Consider the following 23,080-nt stretch of genomic DNA (forward strand, 5'->3'; position numbering starts at 1 on the left):
GGGGCCGGCGGGACTAGGGCGTCAGCACCGCGTCCAGCACGAGGTCGAGCGCCGCGAGCTGTCGCTCGGGCGTCCACCGCTCCGGGTCGCCCGCGGCCAACGCGGTGATCCCCTCGACGGTCGCGGCCACGGCAGCCGCGCGGTCGGCACACACCGCACCCGCGAGGCCGGTCGCGAGCGCGAGCAGTCGAGCGAGTCGCTCGGCGAAGGAGCGGCTGTTCGTCACGTGCCGATCGCGCAGCACTGGGTCACCGAGCGCAGCGGCGAGGAACGCGACCCACGCCCGGGCCTCGGCGAGGCGCCCGGCATCGACCGCGAGCGCGCCGCCGGCCACGGCCCGCACTGCTGATGCCGCATCGGGGGCGTCCGCCTCGAGCGCGTCGGCACGGACCCTCGTGCGGTCGTGCAGGACGTCCCGGGCGTGCAGGAGGAGGGCGCGCTTGTCGGGGAACGTGTGGAGGACGAGCCCCGTCGTGCACCCGGCGCGTTCGGCGACCGCACGGAGCGTCAGGCCCGTCGGACCGAGGTCGGCGAGGGTGGTGAAGACGGCCTCGGACAGCCGGGTCCGCTGGGCGGCATCGTCTCGGGTCCGGGGCACGCCGAAAGCGTAACAGGTGTTACCGTAACGATTGTTACCGAAAGGATCGCCATGCGCTGGACCATCACGACCGTCCCGTTCGACCACCCGGATGCCGACCGGCTCCGACGAGCGCAGCGGCAGGAGCTCGACGTGCGGTACGGAACGAGTGACCACGAGCCCGGCGTCCCGCCGACCGCGGCCGACGTTCCGGTGTTCGTCCTGGCCCGTGACGAGCACGGCTCCGCGATCGCCTGCGGCGGACTCCGGCCGCTCCCCGACCATGTCCTCGGTGCCGGGGTCGTGGAGATCAAGCGGATGTACACGGCGCCGTCCGCTCGGGGGACCGGTGTGGCGACGGCGGTGCTCCGGCAGCTCGAGCGGGAAGCGGTGCGGGCGGGCGCTGGCTCGGTGGTCCTCGAGACCGGCACGGCGCAGCCCGACGCGATCCGGTTCTACGAGCGCGAGGGGTACACGGCGATCCCGCTCTTCGGCGCCTACGCCGGATCGACGAACTCGGTGTGCTTCGGTCGGCGACTCGACGCGGTCCCCGAGGTCAGCGCCGCGGACTGATGGGCGTCTCGGCCAGGACGACGTCCGGGTCCATCGGGATGCCTCCGAGGACCCGGGGTGTGCCCTCGTGCCAGGCGACCTCCACGCCGGCGGCACGGAGTCCGGCGACGCTCAGGTCGATCCGGAGCAGTGGGATGGACAGGTCGGCGTAGCGCTCGGCCACGATCGCATCGACCTCCGCAGGGGTGGTCACGCGGACGTGGTCGCCGGGTTCGAGCGGCACGTTCCGGGTCGCGACCTCGTACACGCCGAACCCGCGGCTCATCTCCCAGTCGTCGGCGATCGCCACGTGGCAGATCACGTCGTCCATTGCGCATCCTCTCGTAATGAAACGCCAACGTATCATTACCGGTACACTCGGATCATGGGCAAGCGAGGGCGACCGACCGCGGACGAGCGTGCTGCACGCGACGAACGGGTGCTCGACGTCGCGACCGACCTCTTCCTGGCGCACGGCTTCGCGGACGTCTCGCTCGACCGCGTCGCCGCGGCGGCCGAGGTCACGAAGCGGACGATCTACACGGCCTTCGGCGACAAGGCGGCCCTGCTCCGGGCGGTCGTCCAACGGCACCACGGGTACAGCGACGACGCGCACCCCGATCTCGAGTCGACCGCGACCGCCGTGGTCGAGGCGTTGCTCTCGGACCGCGCGGTCGCGCTGCACCGGCTGGTCATCGCCACGGCCGTCAGCTCGCCCGAACTCGCACGGGGCTTCCACGAGGCCGGCCCGCTCACGGCGCAGGCCGCGCTCGTCCGCGTCGGCGCGGACCCGGGCGAGGCGGAAGCGCTCTTCACGCTGCTCCTCGGGGAGCGACACCGTCGGCGACTGCTGGGGCTCGAACCCGCCCCGACCGCTGCCGAGGCCCGCGCCGCCGCCCGTCGCGCGCTTGCACTCACCGGAGCGGGACCCGGGGTCACGGCCACCCGGCACGTCCCCGCCGACCCCGCCGATCCCGGCGACCCCGGCCCCGGTCCCGCGCGGGGTCCGCGGTCAGCGTGAGAACACGTCGTCCAACGTGTACGTCCCGAGCCGACGCTGCCGGACGAGCGCGCCCAGCCGGGGGAGCGCGTCGATCGTCCCCGGGAAGTTCGCGTGCCCGATCACGATCCGACCCGGCGTGAACCACTGGTCCGCGAACCCGACGATCTGCCCGGCACCGATGTCTCCGGAGTCCGCGAGCGTGCCGTACCAGAGCAACGGCGTGGTGTAGCCGACGCGTGCGGCCACCGCGTCGACCCGGGCGTCGTGGTACCCGAACGGCGGCCGGAAGTACGGGCGCGCGTCGACGCCGAACGTGCGCTCGATGAACTCGTGGTTGCGCGTCAGCTCGTCCTCGACGGCCTGGTCGCCGAGCTTCGTCAGCGCCGGGTGGTCCCAGGTGTGGTTGCCGATCTGCACCTGCCCCGACTCGACGAGGGGCCGGAGCGCGTCGGCGTGCTCCGTCCAGGAGGGCCGCGCCCCGTTCACGAAGAACGTCAACCGGGTGCCGGTCGCGGCGGCGAAGCGGGCGTAGGCACCGACGACGTCGGAGGACGCTCCGTCGTCGACGGTCCACGCGATCCCGGGCGTCCCCGCCGGCAGTCCGGTCACGGTGCCCGCGGGGAGCGGCGTCCTCGAGATCGTCGGCTGCACCCACGTCGGTGTCGGCGTCGGAGTGGGCGTCGGCGTCGGGGAACGCGTCGGGGTCGGCGGGTGCGTCGCGACGGCCTCCCGTCGTGGTCCGGTCGGCGAGCAGGCGGAGAGCGCCCCGGCGGCGAGCAGGGCGCCCGCTCCGGCGAGCAGGGAGCGGCGGGTGGTGCGGTGGTCCATCGGCACCAGCTTCGGTCGAGCGGCCGGTCGGGCGCATCGGCTGGCGGGACGATCCGGTTGGCCGGTCGGCCACCGGGCGCGGGCACGGGACTGCGCACGGCGACGACGAGTGCGCACGGTGCACGGCGCGCAGACGTCGTTCCGATGCGCACCTCTGGCAGGCGGCTGACGCGGGACACGGGGTCGCCGCGGGCGGGCCAGGAGGCGCGGGTCGCGTCCGCCACGGAACGCGCTGACCGGACGGGGCTGGGAACGCACCACGGGGCGGGCGGGTACCGACGTGGGGAGACGAGCCGCGCCTCCTGGCCGGCCCGAAGCGACCACGAGAGGAACGCGACGTGCGCGCACTGACCTGGCAGGGCACCGAGAAGGTGTCCGTCGAGACCGTCCCCGACCCGACCATCCAGGAGCCGACCGACGCGATCGTGCGGATCACCTCGACCGCGATCTGTGGCTCCGACCTGCACCTCTACCGGGTGCTCGGCGCCTACATCGACAAGGGCGACGTCCTCGGCCACGAGCCGATGGGCATCGTCGAGGAGGTCGGTTCCGCCGTCACCAACCTCAAGGTGGGCGACCGTGTCGTCGTCCCGTTCAACATCTCCTGCGGCCACTGCTGGATGTGCCGCAACGGCCTGCAGTCGCAGTGCGAGACCACCCAGACCACCGAGTACGGGACGGGCGCCTCGCTGTTCGGCTACACGAAGATGTACGGCCAGGTCCCCGGCGGACAGGCCGAGTACCTCCGCGTGCCGCACGCCGACTACGGACCCATCGTCATCCCGGACGACGGCACGCCCGACGACCGCTGGCTGTTCCTCAGCGACATCCTGCCGACCGCCTGGCAGGCCGTGCAGTACGCCGACGTGCCCGAGGGTGGGACGCTCGCGGTGCTCGGCCTCGGTCCGGTCGGACAGTTCGCGGCCCGGATCGGCGCGCACCTCGGCTACCGGGTGCTCGCCGTCGACCCCGAGCAGGTCCGCCGCGACCTGGGGGCGAAGCACGGTGCCGAGGTGTTCGACCTGACGAAGGACGTCGTGCCGCAGCTCATCGACCTGACCGACGGTCGCGGTCCCGACGGTGTCGTCGACGCGGTCGGCATGGAGGCGCACGGCAACCCGGTCGCCGGGTTCGCGCAGCGCGCCGCCGGACTCCTGCCCGACGCGATCGCGCAGAAGGCCATCGAGGTCGCCGGCGTCGACCGGCTCGCCGCCGTGCACGCGGCGATCGACCTGGTCCGCCGCGGCGGCACGGTCTCGCTGAGCGGTGTCTACGGCGGTCGAGCGGACCCGATGCCGATGTTCACGCTGTTCGACAAGCAGATCACCGTCCGCGAGGGGCAGTGCAACGTGAAGCGCTGGATCGACGACGTCATGCCGCTCGTGCAGGACCCGTCGGACCCGCTCGGGACGCTCGACCTGACGACCCACCGGGTCTCGCTCGAGGACGCCCCGCACATGTACGAGGTGTTCCAGAAGAAGGAGGACGGCTGCGTGAAGGTCGTGCTCGACCCCGCACTGGCCGCCGCCTGATGCGGATCGTCGTCGTCGGCGCGACCGGCAACCTGGGGACCGCCGTGCTGCGGCGGTTGGCAGCGGTCCGTGCCGAGGGCACTTCCGTCGAGGTCGTCGGGGTCGCCCGGCGGCTGCCGGACCTCCGTGCCGAGCCCTACGGGACGGCCGTCTGGCACGCCGTCGACATCGGTGCCCCGGACGCGGTCGACCAGTTGGCCGCCGTGTTCCGGAGTGCCGACGCGGTGGTCCACCTCGGCTGGGCCCTGCAACCGACGCACGACATCCCGGCGCAGTACCGGACGAACGTGACCGGGACCGCCAACGTCCTCGAGGCCGTGGCGCGCGTCGGCGTCCCCCAGGTCGTCGTCGCGTCGTCCGTGGGGGCGTACCGCGGGGTCGACGTGGACGGCAAGCGGACGCCCGTCGACGAGGAGTTCCCCGTCACCGGCATCCCGACCGCCACCTACTCGATCCACAAGGCCGAGAACGAGGCGGCGATGGACGCCTTCGCCGCTCGCCACCCGGACGTCGTCGTGACCCGGCTCCGCCCCGGACTGGTCTTCCAGCGCAGCGCCGCCGCCGAGCTCCGCGGACTGTTCCTCGGACGTCTCGTGCCGATGTCGATCGTCCGGTGGATCCGCTGGGCGGTCCTGCCGTTGCCGCTGCCGTTCGTGTTCCAGGCCGTGCACGCCGACGACGTCGCCGATGCCTTCTGGCGCGCGGTCGACCGACGTGCCGGCGGGGCGTTCAACATCGCTGCCACACCCGTGCTCAATCCGCCGAGGATGGCGCGGGCGTTCGGGATGCTCGGGGCGATCCGGGCGCCGATGTGGCTGATCCGCGGGCTCGTCACGCTCACGTGGCGGCTGCGGTTGCAGCCGACGGACGCCGGGTGGGTGGACATCGCGGCCCAGGTGCCGATCATGCGGACGGACCGGGCGCGGTCGGTGCTCGGATGGGAGGCGCGGCACACTTCCGAGGATGCCTTGCGCGAGCTCGTGGCCGGGTTCGCGGACGGGGCGCGGGTGCCGGGGTCGGGGCCGTTGAGCGGGTGAGGGTGGCCCCTTCGCGGGGCAGCGTGCGGTGGCTGGCGCGGGCTACGACCGCACCACCAGTCCACGAGGGGGCCCGATGATGTTCGCGATGCTGTCCAGCCCGATGGCCTCCGTCGAGTTCGAGGGGCCGGACGTCTCGCAGTTCGGCAGTGACGGCAGCGGCGGGTTCGGGGGTTTCGGCGGGCTCGGCGACTTCGGCGCGTTCGGGGTCCTGTTCGGCGTGGGCTCGGCCGTGATCGGTCTCGGGTTCGTCGCGATCGTGGTGACGATCGTCCTCCGCAGCGCCCGGATGGCGAAGCGGGGCCAGAACCCGTTCACCATGGAGGAGGACCTGGCGTACCAGGCCATGCAGAGCCGGACGCTCGCGCCCGAGAAGTCGCTCGAGCAGCGGCTCGCCGAGCTGGACGACCTGCTCGCCCGCGGCGTCATCTCCGACGAGGAGCACCGCACCGCCCGCACCGAGGCCCTCCGCGGCTAGCCTGGGCGGGTGCTGCAGCCCATCGACCTGCTCGGGGAATGGACCCTGCGCCGCACGGTCCACGACCGGCGTGCCGGGGTCGACGGCCTCGTGACCGGGACGACCACGCTGACGCGCGAGGCCCCGGACGAGGTCCGCTGGGACGAGACCGGCACGATGGCCTTCGACGGGCGGACCGTCCCCGTGGCACGGACGCTCCGGGTGCGCCGGGGCCCGGACGACCGCTGGACCGTGCACTTCGCCGACGGCCGGGTGTTCCACGACTGGGTCTGGGGATCGGCGGTGTCGCACGCGTGCGCGCCCGACGACTACTCCGGGGTGCTCGCCGGGGACGCCGATCGGTGGACGGTCCGATGGGAGGCGCACGGTCCCGCGAAGGACTACGTCCTCGACAGCACGCTGCGACGTCGGTCCAACGCGGCAGACTGAGCGCATGCCCCGCAGCTCCGGTACCGACGCCCCGCGCATCACCCTGACCGAACCGACGGACCTCGACGACTGGACGCCCGGCCCCGGCGACGTCCTCACGGGCGACCGGATCGAGGGGAAGCGCATCGACGTGTTCGACCTCGCGGGGGAGCGGCTGCCGGACCTCGAGATCGAGGAGTCGGTGATCGGCACCCTCCGGGTCGACGGCGCCGACCTCCGGGGACTGCGGGTGCGTGACTCGGTCGTCGAGACGCTCGACGCGCCGGTGCTCCGGGCGTCGAGCAGCTCCTGGCGCGAGGTCCGGATCGCCGGCGGCCGCATCGGTTCCGCCGAGCTGTACGACGCGGGGCTGAACGGCGTCGAGTTCGTCGGGATGAAGCTCGGGTTCGTGAACCTCCGCGGCTCGACGCTCACCGACGTGGTGTTCCGCGACTGCGTCGTCGACGAGCTGGACATCGCCGATGCCCGACTGCTGCGGGTGTCGTTCGAGGGGACGAGGATCCGCGCGGCCGAGGGCTCGAACACGCGGATCGAGCACGTCGACCTCCGCGCCGCCGACCTCGACCGGGTGGAGCGGCTCGAGGGGTTCCGCGGCGCGACGATCGCCGCCGACCAGCTGTACACGCTCGCGCCGCTCCTCGCTGCCCAGGCGGGTTACCGCGTCGACTGACCCGCCGGCGCGGACGCGGTCGCCAGCGCGCGCGCCAGGTCGGCCTGCACGAGGTCGCCGTGCACCGCCGCGCCCGCCTGCGTCCCGGCCGCCGCCGACGCGATGACGGTCGCCATCGGCGCCGCCACGTTCCCGGCCGCGTACACGCCCCGCACGCTCGTCTGTCCGGCGGCGTCCACCGTCAGGGCACTCGCGTACCGGTGGTCTCCCATGAACTGATCGGTGGCCTCGAGCCCGAGTCCCTCGAGGAACCCGATGCGCGCCTCCGCCGTGCTCGCGGCGGCCAGGGCGTCGAGCGCCACGAACTCGCCGGACACCAGCGAGACGCCGGTGAGCCGATCACCGGCGGACAGCACATCGCGCACGGGTCCCGTCACGACCCGGACACCGCGGGCGGCAAAACCGGCCAGGGTGGTGTCGTCGACGAGAGCCGGGTCCGTGACGAAGGCCGTCACGTCCTCGCTCAGCGCGCGGAACATGAGCACCTGGTGCGCCCCGATCGGCGACGTCACGAGCACGCCGATGCGCTGGTCGCGGATCTCCCACCCGTGGCAGAACGGGCAGTGCACCACACCGCGCCCCCACTGCTCGGCGAGGCCCGGGACCTCCGGCAGGACGTCCACGGCGCCGGAGGCGACGACCAGCCTGCGGGTCGCGACGACCGCACCCGACTCCAGCGTGACCGAGAAGCCGACCGGGTCGACACCGTCACCGTCCGTGGCGGACGCGGCCACGATCCTCCCGGTCGTCACCTCGACGCCGTAGGCGGCCACCTCGTCGCGGCCGACCGAGCCGAGCTCCGCTGGCGAGGCGCCCTCGCGCCCCAGGTAGTTGTGGACCCCCTCGGCGCGGGCGTTCCGCGGCTCGCCGGAGTCGACGACGAGCACGGACCGTCGCGACCGGCCGAGGACGAGTGCTGCTGACAGGCCGGCGGCTGCTCCGCCGACCACGATGACGTCGTAGTGATCACGCATACCTGCATCCTGCGGATCCGTGCGCGCATACGGCAAACATCCTTGCCGGTCTGGCAACATGGTCGGCATGGCGACGGATCGGGAGGAACGGATCACCCCGCGCACGACGGCCGAGGTCGTCGACGGGGTCGGCCCACGACTGCGCGCGCTGCGGACGCGCCGTGCCGTCACGCTCGCGGCGCTCGCCGCCGAGACCGGGATCTCGGTGTCGACGCTGTCGCGGCTCGAGTCGGGCCAGCGGAAGCCCACGCTCGAGCTCCTGCTGCCGCTCGCACGGGCGTACCAGGTGCCCCTCGACGACCTGGTCGGGGCGCCGAGGACCGGGGATCCGCGGGTGCACCTCGCGCCGGAGCTGCACGGCGGCCGGGTGGTGGTGCCGCTCACCCGACGGACCGGTGGCGTGCGCTCCTTCAAACAGCTGATCCCACCGGAGCCCGCGAACACCGATCGGTCCCTCCGGACGCACGAGGGCTACGAGTGGCTCTACGTGCTGTCCGGACGGCTCCGGCTGCTCCTCGGCGACCGTGACTTCGACCTCGGGCCGGGCGAGGTCGTCGAGTTCGACACGCACACGCCGCACTGGGTCGGGAACACCACGGACGAGGTGACCGAGGTGCTGTGCCTGTACGGGCCGCAGGGCGAGCGGGCGCACATCCGGTCGCGGCCCGCCGACCGCTAGAAGACGTGTGCGATGACGTCGTCGAGGAGGCCCGACGTCGGCGTGTTCGACTGCTGGACGTGGATGCCGACGTCGCCGCGGGTGTAGTACGTGTCGCCGTCGGTGACCGGGTACTGGGCGTTCTGCGTGACCTTCTGGCAGCGGTACCCGTAGCCGTCGAGGGAGCAGTCGTACCCGGACAGTGCCGTCTTCAGGTGGGGGTACGCCTTGGTCGAGTCGACGGTCGCGACCCGGATCGACAGGAACGAGATGTCCGCCCGGGGGTCCTTCCATACGCAGGAGAGCTGCTTGCCGTCCGGCTGGAGCACCGGGGTGAGGTCGTCCTTCGGCACCACCACCGGGTCGCCGACCACCGTGGGGTCGTTCAGGGGCGAACCCGCGAACGAGGAGTCCCACTTGCCCGCCGTGATGAGGGCCTCGCACGAGTCCGGGATCCGGCCGGCGTCGTCGTCGACCCCGGGCACCGGGGTGATCGTCGAGGTCGGACGCGGGGTCGAGCCCGGCGTGGTCGGGGAGGCGCTCGGAGCCGCGGCGGACGTCGTCCCGGTCGGGGCAGGGTCGGCGCCGGTCGAGCCCTGGGCGCAGCCGGTGAGGGCCAGCACTGCGAGCGCGATCGCGATCGCCGTGGTCCCCGTGGTCGTCATCCGTCGCATGTGCTCCCCCTGGTGCCGCGATCACGGGCCGGTCGGCGGCCCCGCAGCCGACCGTAGTCGTCGGCGTCGGCGTCGGCGTCGGCGTCGGCGTCCGCGGACCGATCCGATCGTCATCGGATCGTGTCCGGGGCGGTTCCCACCGGCGATGGGAGGATGACCGGGTGACCACGCCCACCGTCCCGCTCTTCCTCGACTGCGACACCGGCGTCGACGACGCCCTCGCCCTCACGTACCTGCTCGACGTCCCGCACGTCGACCTCGTCGGCATCGGTACGGTCTCCGGCAACACCGACGCGGCGACCGCGGCCGTCAACACCGCGGCGCTGCTGGCCCTGTGCGGCCGGACCGTGCCCGTCGCGGTCGGCGCGCACGACCCGATCGGCGGCTCGTACGGCGGCGGCGCACCGCACGTGCACGGGGCGAACGGCATCGGCGGGGTCGACCTCCCGCCGGGTGTCGCGGCCGCGGAGGACCCCGCCGCCGAGCTCCTCGTCCGGCTGGCCCGCGACCACGCAGCCGGTGACCGGAAGCTCGACGTCCTGGCCATCGGGCCGCTCACGAACCTCGCCGTCGCGCTCGAGGCTGAGCCGCGTCTGCCGGAGCTCGTCGGCACGGTGACGATCATGGGCGGCGCCGTGTGGGACGCGGGCAACGTGTCGCCCACCGCCGAGGCGAACGTCCACAACGACGCCGAGGCCGCCAGGCGGGTCCTCCGCGCCGGATTCGACCTCGTGCTCGTGCCGCTCGACGTCACCCGGCAGCACCGCTTCGACGACGCCGATGCCGACCGGTTCACGGCGGCCGGCGATCCGCTCCGGGTCGCGCTCGGAACGATGCTGCGCAGCTACGTCGACTTCTACGAGTCGGTCGACCACGTCCGTCGCGCACCGCTCCACGACCCGCTGGCGGCCGCCATCGCGGCGGGCGAGGTCGAGCCCGCGGTCCGTACCACCCCGCTCGACGTGGTGGTCGGTGGGGCCGAGCACGGCCGGACGGTCCCCGCTGCGGACGGGCCGGCGGTCCGTGTCGTGGTGACGGCCGACGACCGTGCGGCGGACGTCATCCGCGAGCGCATCCTCCACGTCGGCACGGTGTCGAGCGGGTCGGTCGGGCGCGACGGCGTCGGTCGGTAGCGCAGCGGCACGCCGTGGTCGCGCGGTCTCAGCTCCGCCAGACCACCCGCGGAGCCAGCAGGCGGTGTCCGGTCGATGCGGGCAGGACGGTCCGACCGGCGCCCATGAGCAGCTCGACCGCGGCCGCGGCGACCTCGACCAGGGGCTGCTCCACGCTGGAGATGCCCACCGCCTCGGCCACCGGGGTGTCGTCGTAGCCCACCACCGGCACCGCCGCCCCAAGCGCGAACCGGGCTCCGAGGGCGAGGGTGTCCGACGCACAGACGAGCGCGTCGAACCCGGCGCCGCCCTCGACCGCCGCCGCGACCGTGCCGGTGGCCGCGGTGACGTCGTCCTCGCACGTGAGCCCGGGGTCGTCGGGCAGCCCGGCCGCGCGCATCGCGTCCCGCCAGCCCCGTCGGCGCTCGTCACCCTGTCCGGACGGGCTCGGCCAGCCCAGGAACCCGATCCGGCGGTGCCCCTGCGCCACCAGGTGCTCGGTCGCGTCGTGCACGCCCGCGTACCCGTCGACGTCGACCCAGGGGTGCGGCGCGGCGTCCATGTCCGGCAGGCCCCACGGCCGGCCGAAGGTCACGAAGGGGATGTCCCGGGCGCCGAGCCACGCTGCGCGGGGATCGCCGTGGAACGTCGAGGTGAGGACGAACCCGTCGACGTCCGAGCCCTCGACGAGGCGTTCGATGTGGGCGAGTTCGTCGTCGACGTCGGTGGCGGTGAAGAGCAGGATGCGCATCCCGCGCAGGTCGGCACACTCGACGAGCGCGTGCAGGAAGCGGTCGAGCACGGCGCCGGAGATGCCGTGCACCGGTTCCAGCCGGACGCCGAGCGTGGAGCTCTGGCGGGTGCGGAGCCGGCGGGCGGACGCGTGCGGCCGGTACCCGAGGTCGTCGATGGCGGCCCGGACCCTGGTGAGCGTCGCGGGGCGGACGACCTCGGGCCGGTTCAACGCGTTCGACACCGTCTGCCGTGAGACGCCCGCGGCGAGGGCGACGTCGGCGACGGTGGCGGGATGCGACATGGGGTTCACCGTAGCGCCTCGCAGGTGTATGGTCGACTCGTTTGATCGATCAAATTTGAACGATCGAAGTACTGCACTCGACGAGGAGTCCCCCTGATGCAACGACGCACAGCACGCATGCTGACCGCGGGAGCGATGGCGCTCACCGCAGCTCTGACCCTCTCCGCCTGTGGCTCCGGCTTCTCGAGCTCGGGCGGCAACGGTTCCGGCGGTGGCGCCGCGAAGCTCACCTCGAGCGACGACCCCCTCACCGTCCTCATCGGCTCGTCGGGTGACGCCGAGACCGCCGCCGTGAAGAGCGCCGCCGCCGCGTGGTCGAAGTCCTCGGGCACCGGCGCGACGGTGCAGCCGGCGAACAACCTCGACCAGCAGCTCGCCCAGGGCTTCGCGGCCGGCAAGCCCGCCGACGTGTTCTACGTCAGCACGTCATCCCTCGCCGGGTACGCCGCGAACGGCTCGCTGTTGGCCTACGGCGACCAGCTCGAGGACACGAGCGACTTCTACCCGACGCTCACGAAGTCGTTCACCGTGGACGACCAGCTCTACTGCGCGCCGAAGGACTTCTCCACCCTCGCGCTGTTCATCAACACGAAGGACTGGAAGGCCGCCGGGCTGACCGACAGCGACGTCCCGACCACCTGGGACCAGTTGCGGACGGTCTCCGAGAAGCTCACCCGCGACGGACGGGTCGGACTCACGACCAGCCCGCAGATCGAGCGTCTCGGGGCGTTCATGACCCAGGCCGGCGGTGCCCTGACGAACAGCGCCCAGACGAAGGCGACGGTCGACTCGGCCGCGAACGTCGAGGCCCTCGACTACGTGAAGGGCCTGCTCGACGACGGCTCGATGAAGTTCTCGAGCGACCTCGGCGAGAGCTGGGGAGGTGACGCCTTCGGCAAGGACAAGGCCGCGATGACCATCGAGGGCAACTGGCTCACCGGGGCGATGTCGTCGAGCTACCCGACTGTGGACTACAAGGTCGTCGCCCTGCCGAAGGGCCCGAAGGGTGCCGGCACGCTGCAGTTCACGAACTGCTGGGGCATCGCGAAGGACTCCCCGAACCAGAAGGCAGCGCTGTCCTTCGTCGAGAAGATGACGAGCACCGACCAGCAGCTCGCGTTCGCGAAGGCGTTCGGTGTGATGCCCTCGGTCGAGTCGGCCGCCGGCACCTGGAAGCAGGAGTACCCGCAGTACGCCGCGTTCCTCGACCAGGCGGACGCCGCCCAGGGCCTGCCGAACGCGTCCGGGACCGCCGACGTGATCGCCGACTTCGACTCGAAGCTCGGCAGCCTCAGGACGACCGACACCAAGACCCTGCTCGAGGGCGTCCAGAAGAACATGGCCGCCGCGCTGAAGGGCTGACGGACGTGTCCCGGAAGAACCGTGCCGAAGCCGTCTCGGGCTGGCTGTTCACCGCGCCGACGATCATCGTCCTCGGCCTGTTCCTCGCCGTGCCGGTGGTCATGGCGGCCTGGGTCAGCGTGTCCGACTGGCGGGGTGTCGGCAGCCCGTTCTCGTCCGACGTCTCCTTCGTCGGCGGGCAGAACTACGCCAAGATCCTCGGCGGCGGGGGCCTCGACGAGCAGAACTTCGGCACCGCGCTGCGGAACAACCTCTGGTACGTCGTGTTCGTCGTCCCGCTGCAGACCGCCGTGGCGCTCGGGCTCGCCCTGCTCGTCAGCGGTCGGGCACTGCGCGGGCGCGGGTTCTTCCGGACCGCGTTCTACTTCCCCTCGGTGACGAGTTCGGTCGCCATCACCGTCCTCTGGCTGTTCCTGTTCTCGTCGACGGGAGCCGTCAACAAGATCATCAGCTGGGCGGGGATCACCGGACCGAACTGGTTCAACGAGCCCACCGGCCTGTTCCACCTCGGCGCAGGCACACCACCGGCCTTCCTCGCCGACCACACGATGCTCGGCATCTCGTGGTGGGAGTGGCTCGCGGGTCCGTCGGTCGCGATGACCGCGTTCATCCTGCTCGCGGTGTTCACGACGAGCGGCACCTTCATGCTGCTGTTCATCGCGGCGCTGCAGAACCTCTCGCCGGAGGTCGACGAGGCGGCGATGATCGACGGCGCCGGGTCCTGGACGCGGTTCTGGCGGGTCACCCTGCCGCAGCTGCGCCCGACGCTCTTCACGGTGCTGACGCTCGGGCTGATCGGGACGTGGCAGGTCTTCGACCAGATCTACACGGGCACGAAGGGCGCCCCGGCGAACACGACGCTCACGCCGGCGTTCCTGTCGTACACGTCCGCGTTCCAGAGCCAGCAGTGGGGCGTCGGCGCAGCCATCGCCTTCATCCTGTTCGGCATCATCGTCGTCTTCACGCTGCTGCAGCGGTGGGCGCTGCGCGACCGCCCGGTGTCCCGCCGTCGGATGCGGTGGATCGAGAAGGGGAGCACACGATGACCAGCGCACCCACCCCGGCGACCGCAGGCGGCGGGACCGAGCCGACCCGCGCCTCCAGGGCGGCAGTGCCAGGAGGCGCGGTGCCGGACCTCGGCGCCACCACCGTCACGCAGGCACCCGGCCCGGGCCGGCGGCCACGTCGGCTCACGCCGCGGAGCGTGGTGCTGCTGGTGTTCGGCGTCCTGATCGCCGTCGTCTACCTGCTGCCGTTCTACGTCGCGATCGTGAACGCGTTCAAGACCGACCAGGACGCCTCCCTGCACCCGCTGGCGCTCCCCGTCACCTGGACCGGCGCTGCGTTCCAGACCCTCTTCGAGAACTCCGACTTCGGGATCTGGGCGATGAACTCGATCATCGTCGCGGTCTTCGTCACGCTCGGCCGGATCTTCTTCGACTCCCTCGCCGGGTACGCGTTGGCGCGACTGCGGTTCCCGGGTCGCCAGACCGTCTTCGCCCTGCTCATCGCCGTCATGGCGGTGCCGGGCGTGGTCCTGCTCATCCCGAAGTTCCTCGTGATCAACCAGCTCGGCATGTACGACTCGTACTCGGGCATGATCGTGCCGTTGCTCGTGGACGCCGCCGGGGTGTTCATCATGAAGAACTTCTTCGAATCGATCCCGGTGAGCGTCGAGGAGCAGGCGAAGATCGACGGTGCCGGCACGTTCCGGACCTTCTGGTCGGTCGTGCTCCCGATGGCGCGTCCGGCCGTCGTGACGATCACCATCCTGTCGTTCCAGGGATCGTGGAACGAGCTCGCGCACTTCATCGTGTCGACCTCGTCGCCCGACCTCACCACGCTCACGAAGGGCGTCGCATCACTGGCGTCGGGCGCGCTGAGTGCCGGGAACCAGTTCCCGGTCAAGCTCGCGGCGGCCTTCGTCATGACCATCCCCGTGGCGGTCGCGTTCTTCGTGTTCCAGAAGCGCATCATGAACGGCAGCGACGGGGCGGTCAAGGAATGAGCACCCCGACGTGACCGCCACCGAACCCACGATCCTGGCCACCTGCGGCGGTCTGGTCGGCGGTGAGTGGGACGACTCGGCCTACGGTCCGCTCCTGTTCGAGGCCGTCCGGCTCGCCCGCGTCCCCGCCGGTCGGCCGCCACGCGTGTTGCACGTGAACACCGCCGGCGGCGACCAGCGGACCGTCGAGGGGGCAGAGCTCGCCGCGGCCCGTACGGCCGGTGTCGAGGCGTCGCACCTGCGGTTCTTCCCGAGACGGAACGTGCCGTCCCTGCGCGACGCCGTCCTCGGTGCGGACGTCGTCTGGGTCTCGGGCGGCTCCGTGGTCAACCTCCTCGCCGTGTGGCGTGCCCACGGTCTCGACGAGGTCCTCCGTGAGGCCTGGGGAGCCGGGGTGGTGCTCGCCGGTGGATCGGCCGGCGCGCTCTGCTGGCACACCGGCGGCGTCACGCAGAGCCACGGCCCGCAGCCGTCGGTCCTCGCCGACGGACTCGGCTTCGTGTCCGGCTCGCTCGGTGTCCACACCGACTCGGACCCGGACCGGTCGCCGGTCTTCCGCGCAGCCGTCGCGGCGGGGGACCTCCCGGCGGGCATCGAGCTCGACGAGGGCGTCGGCGTCGTCCACCGTGGGCGCTCGGCCACGTTCGTCGAAGCCGTCACCGACCACGACGGAGGCGGCGCGGTGCGGATCGCCCGTGCCCCCGGCGACCCGACCGGCATCCGTGCCGAGCCCCTGCCCGTGCGTCGCCTGCCGGACGCACCCCGATCCGTACCGAGCTGGACACCCAGCGCCTGGACCCCGTCCCCCGAACCCGTCGACGAGGAAGCCCCATGACCTCCACCACCACGAACACCACCACCGCCGCTGCCACGACCGCCACGCTGCAGCCCCTGCTCCACGACGAGGTCGCCGTCATCGCGGCACCGACGCAGGCATGGTCCGGTCGGGACGGTGCCATCGGCGCGAACCCCGTGCACGGCTACTGGACCGGCGACCAGCGGTTCGTCTCCGCCGTGCGCGTCAGCGTCGAGCACTCCGCGGTGGAACCGGTCGCCGTCGTGCCCGCCGGTGCCCGCGAGGTCGTCTTCACCGGACTCCTGCGCGGCCTCGACGGTACCGGCGCCGATCCGGACGTCCGCCTCGACCGTCGTCGGACGGTGCGCATCGACGGGGTGGCGGAACGCCTGCGCGTCACCGATCGGCTCCAGGGGCCCGGCGCGAGCACCGCGGAGCTCGTCGTGACCGTCAGGCTGACCCCGGACGCCGCCGGGATGGACGCGGTGAAGGCCGGTCACGGCCCCCAGCCGGTCCCCGCCGACGCCTCGGAGCAGACCGCATCGTGGACCTCGGGCTCCGTACGGGTCCGGCTCGACGCCCCCGGAGCATCCGTCCGCGTCGAGGACGGTGACGTCGTGCTGCGCTGGCGGACGGAGCGCGCGCACGAGGTCGACCTCGCGTGGGACTGCGCCGTGGAGACGCCCGACGCCGTCGTCACCGGCGTGACGACCCCGCGCCCGTTCGACGTCCCGGCCGGCGTGCAGGACGACCGGCTCCGGCGCTGGCTGGAGCGTGCCACCGACGATCTCGACGCACTCCGGCTGGCGCGGCCCGAGGGCGAGTTCATCGCGGCCGGCGCCCCCTGGTTCTTCACCCTGTTCGGCCGCGACGCGATCTGGGCCGCCCGCTTCCTGCTGCCCGTCGACACCAGCACCGCCGGGGGCACCCTCCGGGTCCTCGCCGCGCTGCAGGGCACCGCGGACGACCCCGCGACCGCCGAGCAGCCCGGCAAGATCATGCACGAGCTGCGCCAGGCGTCCCTGCCGGTCGACAACGACGAGATCTCCCTGCCACCGCTCTACTACGGGACCGTCGACGCGACGGCGCTCTGGGCGTGCCTGCTCCACGATGCCTGGCGTGCGGGGCTCCCCGACGCCGAGGTCGAGGCGCTCCTGCCGACGCTCGAACGCGCCCTGGCGTGGATGCGCGACCACGGCGACGCGGACGGCGACGGGCTGCTCGAGTACGTCGACGAGTCCGGCCGAGGGCTGGCGAACCAGGGCTGGAAGGACTCCGGGGACAGCGTGCAGTGGCGGGACGGCACCCTCGCCGACGGCCCGATCGCCCTGTGCGAAGTGCAGGGCTACGCGCACGAGGCCGCGGTGCACGGTGCCGACCTGCTCGATGCGTTCGGCCGTCCCGGCGGCGACGAGTGGCGTGCCTGGGCCGCCCGCCTGGCCGATCGCTTCCGCGACGCCTTCTGGGTGGCCGACGACATCGGTCGGTACCCGGCGATCGCCCTCGACGCCCGCAAGCGCCCCGTCGACTCCGCCACGAGCAACATCGGCCACCTGCTCGGCACCGGCCTGCTCACCCCGGACGAGGAAGCCGTCGTCGCAGCACGCGTCGTGAGCCCGGACCTGGCGAGCGGCTTCGGCCTCCGGACGCTCTCCACGACCGCCGCCGGGTACTGGCCGCTCAGCTACCACGGGGGCACCGTCTGGGCGCACGACACCGCCGTGGTGATCACCGGCCTCATCCGGTCCGGACACCACGACGAGGCCCGGGTCCTGTCCGAGCAGCTGCTCGCCGCGGCGGTGGCGTTCGACTTCCGGATGCCCGAGCTGCACGCCGGCGACGACGCGTCCGCCGTCACACGTCCGGCCCCGTACCCGGCCGCCTGCCGCCCGCAGGCCTGGAGCGCCGCCGCCGCCTTCCCCGTCTGGGTCGCGCTCCGGTAGGCCGCCGTCGCAGGGATCCGGCGGTACGGTCGAGGGCATGACGACGACCCCGGACGACCTCGCCGAGGAGCTCCGCGAGTCGATCGGCCGGATCGTGCGGGCCACCCGGGCACTCACCGACGAGCTGCCGCAGGCGCAGAGCGCGAGCCTGGGCCTGCTCGACCGGCAGGGGCCGCAGACCATCGCCGAGCTCGCGCGGGCCCGCGGCGTGAAGCACCAGGGACAGTCGCGGACCGTGGCGGAGCTCGAGGAGCGCGGCTTCGTGGAGCGAGGCGTGTCCGACGGGGACCGGCGGGTCTCGGTGATCCGGCTGACGGACTCGGGCCGCACGGTCATGCTCCGGGAACGGAGCGCCCGAGCCGGGGCGTTCGCGTCGGTGATCGGATCCGAGCTGTCCGAGGCCGAGCGTGCGGCACTCGCCAGGGTGCCGGAACTGTTCGACCGCATCGCGGCGAGACTCGAACGGTGAACGCCCTCTCATCCGGATCGACCACGTCGATGTACAACACTGTTGTAGACTCGTCGACATGGAGCTGACGAAGTACAACCACGCCACCGTCGTCCTCGAGCAGGACGGCGCCACCCTCGTCATCGACCCGGGCACGTTCACGCCGGAGGGCACGGACCTCGCGACGGCCGCCGTCGCCGTCCTCGTCACCCACGAGCACTTCGACCACTTCGACGTCGACGCCGTCCGTGCCGCCCTCGCCGCGAACGACGCCCTCGTGGTCCGTGGGCCCGCCGCGATCGTCGACCAGCTCGGCGCGCACGACGGCCGCGTCGCCGCGGTCTCGGCCGGTGACGCGTTCGAGGTCGGCCCGTTCTCGGTGCAGGTCTTCGGTGAGGAGCACGCCGTCATCCACGGCGACATCCCGACGATCGCGAACGTCGGCTACCTCGTGAACGGCGCCGTGTTCCACCCCGGCGACGCCTACCTCGTGCCCGGCGTCCCGGTGCGGACCCTGCTGCTGCCGACCAGCGGGCCGTGGACGAGCACCGCCGAGGCCGTCGACTACGTCCGCGCGGTCTCCCCGGAGCACGCTGTGCAGATCCACGAGGCGATGCTCAGCGAACTCGGGCAGCAGTCCGCAGCGCGGTTCCTCGGCCCGGACGGTCTCGGACCGGTGCCGGTGCAGATCCTGCCCGCCGGCGAGTCGATCACCGTCTGACGGACGTGACGCACCCCTGAGAGGTGATCCGCGCCTCCAGAGCAGGGTGGAGGGATGCCCGACGCACCCTCCACCGCCGTCCTCTTCGACATCGACGGGACCCTCGTCGACTCGAACTACCCGCACATCGACGCCTGGTGGCGGGCGTGCACGGCAGCGGGCGAGTCCGTCGACGCCTGGCGGATCCACCGCGCGATCGGCATGGACTCGGCGAAGCTGCTCGAGGAGCTGCTGCCGGACGCCACGGACGAGCAGCGCGACACCGTCAAGCAGTTCCACACCGCGTACTACGCCGAGCAGATGCCGCGGTTGCGGCTCCTCCCGGGTGCCCGTGAGCTGCTCCGGTCCGTCGCCGAGGCCGGTCACGCCGTCGTGCTGGCCACGAGCGCGCCCGAGGACGAACTCGTGCGCCTGCGCGAACTGCTCGACGCCGAGGCGTGGATCACCGCCGTCACGAGCTCGGAGGACGTCGAACAGGCCAAGCCGGACCCGGGGATCATCGAGGTCGCACTCCGGAAGGTCGGCGTGTCCGCCGATGCCGCGGTGATGGTCGGCGACGCGATGTGGGACGTCGAGTCCGCCGGACGGGTCGGTGTGCCCTGCGTCGCCGTGATGACGGGCGGGATCGGCGGCGACGAGCTGCGCCGGGCCGGGGCGGTCCGGGTGTACGACGACGCGGCAGCGGTCCTCGCCGACCTGCGGGCGGGCCGGGGCCCCATCGCGGACCTGGCGAGCCGCGCCGGGGGAGCCGCCGGCAGCGGGGCGGGCGCGTGAGCGTCCGCGGCGTCGACCACATCGGACTGACCGTGCCCGACGTCGACGCGGCCAGCGCGTTCCTGGTCGACGCGTTCGGTGCCGAGGTGCTCTACGACACGCTCCCCGCCGACCAGCCTCCGAAGGGCGGCGCGGCGACGACCTCGCGCCTCGGTGTCCCCGGAGACGCCCGTGAGGTGCGGATCCGGATGCTCGCGCTGCCCGACGGCCCCGGCATCGAGCTGTTCGCCTTCGACCACGTCGAGCAGGACACCCCGGCGGTGCCGTCCGACCTCGGGTGGCAGCACCTCGCGCTGTACGTCGACGACCTCGACGCCACGCTCGACCGGGTCGTGGCCGCCGGGGCGACCGCGCTCGGCGCACCCCGCCCGCTCCCGGGGCCCGAAGCCGGCGACCGGAACCGGTTCGTGTACGTCCGCACCCCGTGGGGCAGCACCGTCGAGCTCCTGACCTACCCCGATCCCCAGCCCTACGAGGAGCACACGTCGCGCCGACGCTGGCATCCGTGACAGGATCGTCGGTCGTGATCACGATCGAACGCGTTCGGTGGGACGACCCCCGTGGTGTGGCGCTCCGCGCCCGCATGGACGAGGAGATGCACGAGCGCTACGGCGCCGCGAACGGCGACGAGGACCCGGCGGTGACGGCCGAGCGTGGCCGGGCGCTCGCCGTGGACCCGGCGACGGTCATCACCTCGATCCTCGCGATCGACGAGGACGGCGAGGCCCTCGGGCACATCGCCGTCCGGCGTCTCGGTGACGAGGTCGAACTGAAGCGCCTCATCGTCCTCGCCGCCGCCCGCGGGAAGGGTGCGGCCACCGCGCTGCTCACCGAGGGGGAGCGTGTCGGGCGTGAGGAGGGCGCCGCGCGGCTCATCCTGCAGACCGGCGACAAGCAGCCCGAGGCCGTGGCGCTCTACGAGAAGACCGGCTGGACCCCGATCCCGGTGTACGAGCCGTACGCCGCGACGATGCCGTGGTCGTTCTGCTTCGAGAAGGCGCTCTAGCGGTACCCCACTTCCACATTGCACTCTCAGTCCGATAGTGCAATTCTTGTCCGGTGAGCACCACCGAACGCACCCGCGCGCTGCGCCGACGCATGATCGTCGAGGCACGTCGGGCGACCATCGAGCACGGGCTGCACGGCTTCACGATCGAGCAGCTCTGCGAGACGGTCGGGGTGTCCCGGCGGACGTTCTTCAACCACTTCGCGTCGAAGGACGACGCCGTGCTCGGCATCGAGATCAACGCGGACGTCGAGGCCATCGACGCGTACGCCGCCGGCGGTGTCGTCGCGGCCGACCTCGAGCCGCTGGACTCCATCGTCGCGCTGGCGATCGACCAGTTCCACCGCGCCGGCATCGACCGCGCCGACGAGGTCCTCGTCCGCGGGGTCTTCGAACGGGAGCCGGCGCTCGTCGCCCGGTTCCTCTCGGCCACCGACGTGCAGCTCGGCCGCATCACCGACGCCGTACGAGCGCGGTTCGGTTGGGGCGACGCCACCGACCGCCGTGCGCGGCTCGTCACCGAGGCCGCCGCAGGGCTGCTGAAGGTGACCGCGGAGACCTACTTCGACGACGCGTTCGACGAAGCCACCGGACCCGCGTTCGACGAGCTGCTCACCCAGAACCTCCGCCTGATGAGGGCGGCCATCACGACCGGACAGGACACCACCGAATGAGCGCCACCGCGCCGGGCACGACCAAGCGTGCCCGCCCAGGCTCCGACGGACCGCTGCTCCTCACGCAGCGCCGGATCTGGATCATCTTCTCCGCGCTCATCGCGGGGATGCTGCTCTCCAGCCTCGACCAGACCATCGTCTCGACGGCGATGCCCACCATCGTCGGCGAGCTCGGCGGCGTCGCACACCAGGCGTGGCTGACGACCGGGTACCTGCTCGCCTCCACCATCGTGATGCCCGTCTACGGCAAGTTCGGTGACGTCCTCGGCCGCCGCAACCTGTTCCTCATCGCGATCGCACTGTTCACCATCGCGTCGGCCGGGTGCGCCTTCGCCGGCGACTTCACCCAGCTCGTGGTCTTCCGCGCCATGCAGGGCCTCGGCGGCGGCGGCCTCATGATCCTGTCGCAGGCGATCATCGCGGACATCGTGCCGGCCTCCCAGCGCGGCAAGTACCTCGGGCCGCTCGGTGCGATCTTCGGCCTCTCGGCGATCGGCGGCCCGCTGCTCGGCGGGTTCTTCGTCGACCACCTCACCTGGAACTGGGCGTTCTACATCAACATCCCGGTCGGCATCGCCGCGTTCTTCGTGGCGTGGTTCGCGCTGACCCTGCCGAGCAAGAAGGCGACGAAGCGCATCGACGTCCTCGGCGTGCTCTTCATGTCCGCCGCGACGACGTGCCTGGTGTTCTTCTCGGAGTTCGGCGGCAGCAAGGACCACGGCTGGGACGCTCCGGAGACGTGGGCCTGGTTCGCCGGTCTCGTCGTGTCGGCAGCGCTGCTCGTGCTCGTCGAGTCGCGTGCGGCGGACCCCGTCCTGCCGCTGTCGTTCTTCCGGAACCGCACCTTCCTGCTCGCGACCGGCATCGGCCTCGTGCTCGGCATCGGCATGTTCGCGGCGATCGGCTTCGTCCCGACGTTCCTGCAGATGGCGTCCGGCACCTCGGCGGCGGTCTCGGGTCTCCTGATGCTGCCGATGATGGTCGGCCTGATCGGGACCTCGATCGCGTCCGGCAACCTGATCACCAAGACCGGTCGCTACCGGATGTTCCCGATCATCGGGACGATCCTGGTCGCCCTGGCGATGCTCGCGATGACCCAGCTCGCGGCGGACACCCCGATCTGGCTCATCTGCGCGTACCTGTTCGTCTTCGGTGCGGGCCTCGGCCTCATCATGCAGGTGGTCGTCCTCGTGGCGCAGAACGCGGTGCCCGCCGAGCAGGTCGGTACCGCCACGTCGACGAACAACTACTTCCGTGAGGTCGGCGCCTCCCTCGGCACCGCCGTCTTCGGTGCGCTCTTCACGGCGCGGCTCACGACGTCGCTCACCGACGTGTTCCGTGGCGCCGGCGGATCGGCGACCGACGCTGCGTCGTCGGCGGGCAGCATCGACCCCGCGACCGTGGCGAAGCTGCCGGAGGCGGTGCAGGACGGCATCGTGAACGCGTACGCCGACTCCCTGGCGCCTGTGTTCTGGTACCTGCTGCCGTTCATCGCGGTGGCGTTCCTGCTCGCGCTGTTCCTCCCGCAGATCAAGCTCTCCGACACGGCCGGCATGGTCGCCCGTGGCGAGGCGGTCGGCGGAGCCGAGGCCGATGAGCTCGAGCGGGCGCAGCGCGCGGGGCACACGGCCGGCGCCGCCGAGCCGCAGCCGGAGCCCGAGCCGGCCGATGCCGGTCCGGACCGTCCGGAGCGCTGACCGCCAGCACACGAGGACGGGAGGCGCGGTGCCAGCTCGCACCGCGCCTCCCGTCCGCTCTGTGGTGACGACTTCACGCGCTCACCGACAC

The 23,080-nt window shown here is 72.3% G+C and carries 27 protein-coding genes; 21 read left to right on the top strand and 6 right to left on the bottom strand.

All coding sequences use genetic code 11. From position 1 onward, the window contains the following. Positions 1–13: 13 nt before the first annotated feature. Positions 14–598 (bottom strand): TetR/AcrR family transcriptional regulator, encoded by a 585-nt coding sequence (locus tag BIV03_RS17265; RefSeq protein ID WP_071296562.1) that lies wholly within the window; start codon positions 596–598, stop codon positions 14–16. A gap of 51 nt (positions 599–649) precedes the next feature. On the opposite strand from BIV03_RS17265, the gene BIV03_RS17270 reads away from it, so the two are divergent. After that, positions 650–1,150 (top strand): GNAT family N-acetyltransferase, encoded by a 501-nt coding sequence (locus tag BIV03_RS17270; protein ID WP_071296563.1) that lies wholly within the window; start codon positions 650–652, stop codon positions 1,148–1,150. Here BIV03_RS17270 and BIV03_RS17275 read toward each other — a convergent pair. Then, positions 1,134–1,460 (bottom strand): hypothetical protein, encoded by a 327-nt coding sequence (locus BIV03_RS17275; protein ID WP_071296564.1) that lies wholly within the window; start codon positions 1,458–1,460, stop codon positions 1,134–1,136. The two genes, BIV03_RS17270 and BIV03_RS17275, sit on opposite strands and share 17 nt — an antisense overlap. Positions 1,461–1,514: 54 nt before the next feature. Here BIV03_RS17275 and BIV03_RS17280 point away from each other — a divergent pair, with 54 nt between their 5' ends. Continuing rightward, positions 1,515–2,150 (top strand): TetR/AcrR family transcriptional regulator, encoded by a 636-nt coding sequence (locus tag BIV03_RS17280; RefSeq protein ID WP_071296565.1) that lies wholly within the window; start codon positions 1,515–1,517, stop codon positions 2,148–2,150. Here BIV03_RS17280 and BIV03_RS17285 read toward each other — a convergent pair. Then, positions 2,142–2,960: a polysaccharide deacetylase family protein gene (locus BIV03_RS17285; RefSeq protein ID WP_071296566.1), complete on the bottom strand. Its 819-nt coding sequence runs from the start codon at positions 2,958–2,960 to the stop codon at positions 2,142–2,144. The two genes, BIV03_RS17280 and BIV03_RS17285, sit on opposite strands and share 9 nt — an antisense overlap. 338 nt (positions 2,961–3,298) lie before the next feature. Here BIV03_RS17285 and BIV03_RS17290 point away from each other — a divergent pair, with 338 nt between their 5' ends. The 5 genes from BIV03_RS17290 to BIV03_RS19920 all read left to right on the top strand — a co-directional run bounded on the left by BIV03_RS17290 (position 3,299) and on the right by BIV03_RS19920 (position 7,106). After that, the gene (locus BIV03_RS17290; protein ID WP_071296567.1) at positions 3,299–4,492 is read left to right on the top strand and encodes a zinc-dependent alcohol dehydrogenase; all 1,194 of its coding nucleotides are present in this window, start codon (positions 3,299–3,301) and stop codon (positions 4,490–4,492) included. Continuing rightward, on the top strand, positions 4,492–5,529 hold the full coding sequence (locus BIV03_RS17295) for an NAD-dependent epimerase/dehydratase family protein (protein WP_071296568.1): 1,038 nt from the start codon (positions 4,492–4,494) through the stop codon (positions 5,527–5,529). Before BIV03_RS17290 ends, BIV03_RS17295 begins: the two co-directional genes overlap by 1 nt. Before the next feature lie 76 nt (positions 5,530–5,605). Further along, the gene (locus tag BIV03_RS19915; protein WP_071296569.1) at positions 5,606–6,007 is read left to right on the top strand and encodes an SHOCT domain-containing protein; all 402 of its coding nucleotides are present in this window, start codon (positions 5,606–5,608) and stop codon (positions 6,005–6,007) included. Between the two features lie 9 nt (positions 6,008–6,016). Beyond that, positions 6,017–6,436: a DUF6314 family protein gene (locus BIV03_RS17305; protein WP_071296570.1), complete on the top strand. Its 420-nt coding sequence runs from the start codon at positions 6,017–6,019 to the stop codon at positions 6,434–6,436. Positions 6,437–6,440: 4 nt separating this feature from the next. Continuing rightward, a complete protein-coding gene (locus BIV03_RS19920) occupies positions 6,441–7,106 on the top strand; it encodes a pentapeptide repeat-containing protein (RefSeq protein ID WP_070417213.1) in 666 nt (221 codons plus the stop codon). Here the strand turns inward: BIV03_RS19920 and BIV03_RS17315 are convergent. Then, positions 7,091–8,080 (bottom strand): NAD(P)/FAD-dependent oxidoreductase, encoded by a 990-nt coding sequence (locus tag BIV03_RS17315; protein ID WP_071296571.1) that lies wholly within the window; start codon positions 8,078–8,080, stop codon positions 7,091–7,093. The genes BIV03_RS19920 and BIV03_RS17315 overlap by 16 nt on opposite strands. Before the next feature lie 67 nt (positions 8,081–8,147). Here BIV03_RS17315 and BIV03_RS17320 point away from each other — a divergent pair, with 67 nt between their 5' ends. After that, positions 8,148–8,759: a helix-turn-helix domain-containing protein gene (locus tag BIV03_RS17320; RefSeq protein ID WP_071296572.1), complete on the top strand. Its 612-nt coding sequence runs from the start codon at positions 8,148–8,150 to the stop codon at positions 8,757–8,759. On the opposite strand, the gene BIV03_RS17325 is transcribed toward BIV03_RS17320, so the two are convergent. Then, positions 8,756–9,412, bottom strand: coding sequence for a hypothetical protein (locus BIV03_RS17325; protein ID WP_071296573.1), 657 nt, complete (start codon positions 9,410–9,412; stop codon positions 8,756–8,758). The genes BIV03_RS17320 and BIV03_RS17325 overlap by 4 nt on opposite strands. 161 nt (positions 9,413–9,573) lie before the next feature. On the opposite strand from BIV03_RS17325, the gene BIV03_RS17330 reads away from it, so the two are divergent. Further along, the gene (locus BIV03_RS17330; RefSeq protein ID WP_071296574.1) at positions 9,574–10,545 is read left to right on the top strand and encodes a nucleoside hydrolase; all 972 of its coding nucleotides are present in this window, start codon (positions 9,574–9,576) and stop codon (positions 10,543–10,545) included. Positions 10,546–10,573: 28 nt separating this feature from the next. Here the strand turns inward: BIV03_RS17330 and BIV03_RS17335 are convergent, their stop codons facing one another. Then, positions 10,574–11,560 (bottom strand): LacI family DNA-binding transcriptional regulator, encoded by a 987-nt coding sequence (locus BIV03_RS17335; RefSeq protein ID WP_071296575.1) that lies wholly within the window; start codon positions 11,558–11,560, stop codon positions 10,574–10,576. A gap of 96 nt (positions 11,561–11,656) precedes the next feature. Here BIV03_RS17335 and BIV03_RS17340 point away from each other — a divergent pair, with 96 nt between their 5' ends. The 12 genes from BIV03_RS17340 to BIV03_RS17395 are packed head-to-tail and all read left to right on the top strand — an operon-like array spanning position 11,657 to position 22,989. Further along, positions 11,657–12,922: an extracellular solute-binding protein gene (locus BIV03_RS17340; protein ID WP_071296576.1), complete on the top strand. Its 1,266-nt coding sequence runs from the start codon at positions 11,657–11,659 to the stop codon at positions 12,920–12,922. Between the two features lie 5 nt (positions 12,923–12,927). Next, on the top strand, positions 12,928–13,968 hold the full coding sequence (locus BIV03_RS17345; RefSeq protein ID WP_254790948.1) for a carbohydrate ABC transporter permease: 1,041 nt from the start codon (positions 12,928–12,930) through the stop codon (positions 13,966–13,968). Beyond that, positions 13,965–14,930, top strand: a complete 966-nt coding sequence (locus BIV03_RS17350; protein ID WP_083295110.1) for a carbohydrate ABC transporter permease — start codon at positions 13,965–13,967, stop codon at positions 14,928–14,930. The genes BIV03_RS17345 and BIV03_RS17350 overlap by 4 nt, the downstream gene beginning before the upstream one ends. A gap of 10 nt (positions 14,931–14,940) precedes the next feature. Further along, the gene (locus BIV03_RS17355; protein WP_071296578.1) at positions 14,941–15,765 is read left to right on the top strand and encodes a Type 1 glutamine amidotransferase-like domain-containing protein; all 825 of its coding nucleotides are present in this window, start codon (positions 14,941–14,943) and stop codon (positions 15,763–15,765) included. Continuing rightward, positions 15,762–17,669: an amylo-alpha-1,6-glucosidase gene (locus BIV03_RS17360; protein ID WP_070417203.1), complete on the top strand. Its 1,908-nt coding sequence runs from the start codon at positions 15,762–15,764 to the stop codon at positions 17,667–17,669. The genes BIV03_RS17355 and BIV03_RS17360 overlap by 4 nt, the downstream gene beginning before the upstream one ends. 37 nt (positions 17,670–17,706) lie before the next feature. Continuing rightward, a complete protein-coding gene (locus tag BIV03_RS17365) occupies positions 17,707–18,138 on the top strand; it encodes a MarR family winged helix-turn-helix transcriptional regulator (protein WP_071296579.1) in 432 nt (143 codons plus the stop codon). A 58-nt stretch (positions 18,139–18,196) separates the two neighbouring features. Then, complete coding sequence (locus BIV03_RS17370) at positions 18,197–18,838, top strand: MBL fold metallo-hydrolase (protein ID WP_071296580.1); 642 nt, start codon at positions 18,197–18,199, stop codon at positions 18,836–18,838. Between the two features lie 54 nt (positions 18,839–18,892). Continuing rightward, positions 18,893–19,612 (top strand): HAD family hydrolase, encoded by a 720-nt coding sequence (locus BIV03_RS17375; protein ID WP_070417200.1) that lies wholly within the window; start codon positions 18,893–18,895, stop codon positions 19,610–19,612. Then, complete coding sequence (locus tag BIV03_RS17380; protein WP_071296581.1) at positions 19,609–20,121, top strand: VOC family protein; 513 nt, start codon at positions 19,609–19,611, stop codon at positions 20,119–20,121. The genes BIV03_RS17375 and BIV03_RS17380 overlap by 4 nt, the downstream gene beginning before the upstream one ends. Positions 20,122–20,135: 14 nt before the next feature. After that, complete coding sequence (locus BIV03_RS17385) at positions 20,136–20,618, top strand: GNAT family N-acetyltransferase (RefSeq protein WP_254790950.1); 483 nt, start codon at positions 20,136–20,138, stop codon at positions 20,616–20,618. A gap of 53 nt (positions 20,619–20,671) precedes the next feature. Next, the gene (locus BIV03_RS17390; RefSeq protein ID WP_070417197.1) at positions 20,672–21,292 is read left to right on the top strand and encodes a TetR/AcrR family transcriptional regulator; all 621 of its coding nucleotides are present in this window, start codon (positions 20,672–20,674) and stop codon (positions 21,290–21,292) included. Continuing rightward, the gene (locus BIV03_RS17395; RefSeq protein WP_071296582.1) at positions 21,289–22,989 is read left to right on the top strand and encodes an MDR family MFS transporter; all 1,701 of its coding nucleotides are present in this window, start codon (positions 21,289–21,291) and stop codon (positions 22,987–22,989) included. Before BIV03_RS17390 ends, BIV03_RS17395 begins: the two co-directional genes overlap by 4 nt. Positions 22,990–23,080 lie beyond the last annotated feature (91 nt).

This window comes from Curtobacterium sp. MCBA15_016, assembly GCF_001865105.1.
In the GTDB taxonomy this organism is placed as follows: Bacteria; Actinomycetota; Actinomycetes; order Actinomycetales; family Microbacteriaceae; genus Curtobacterium.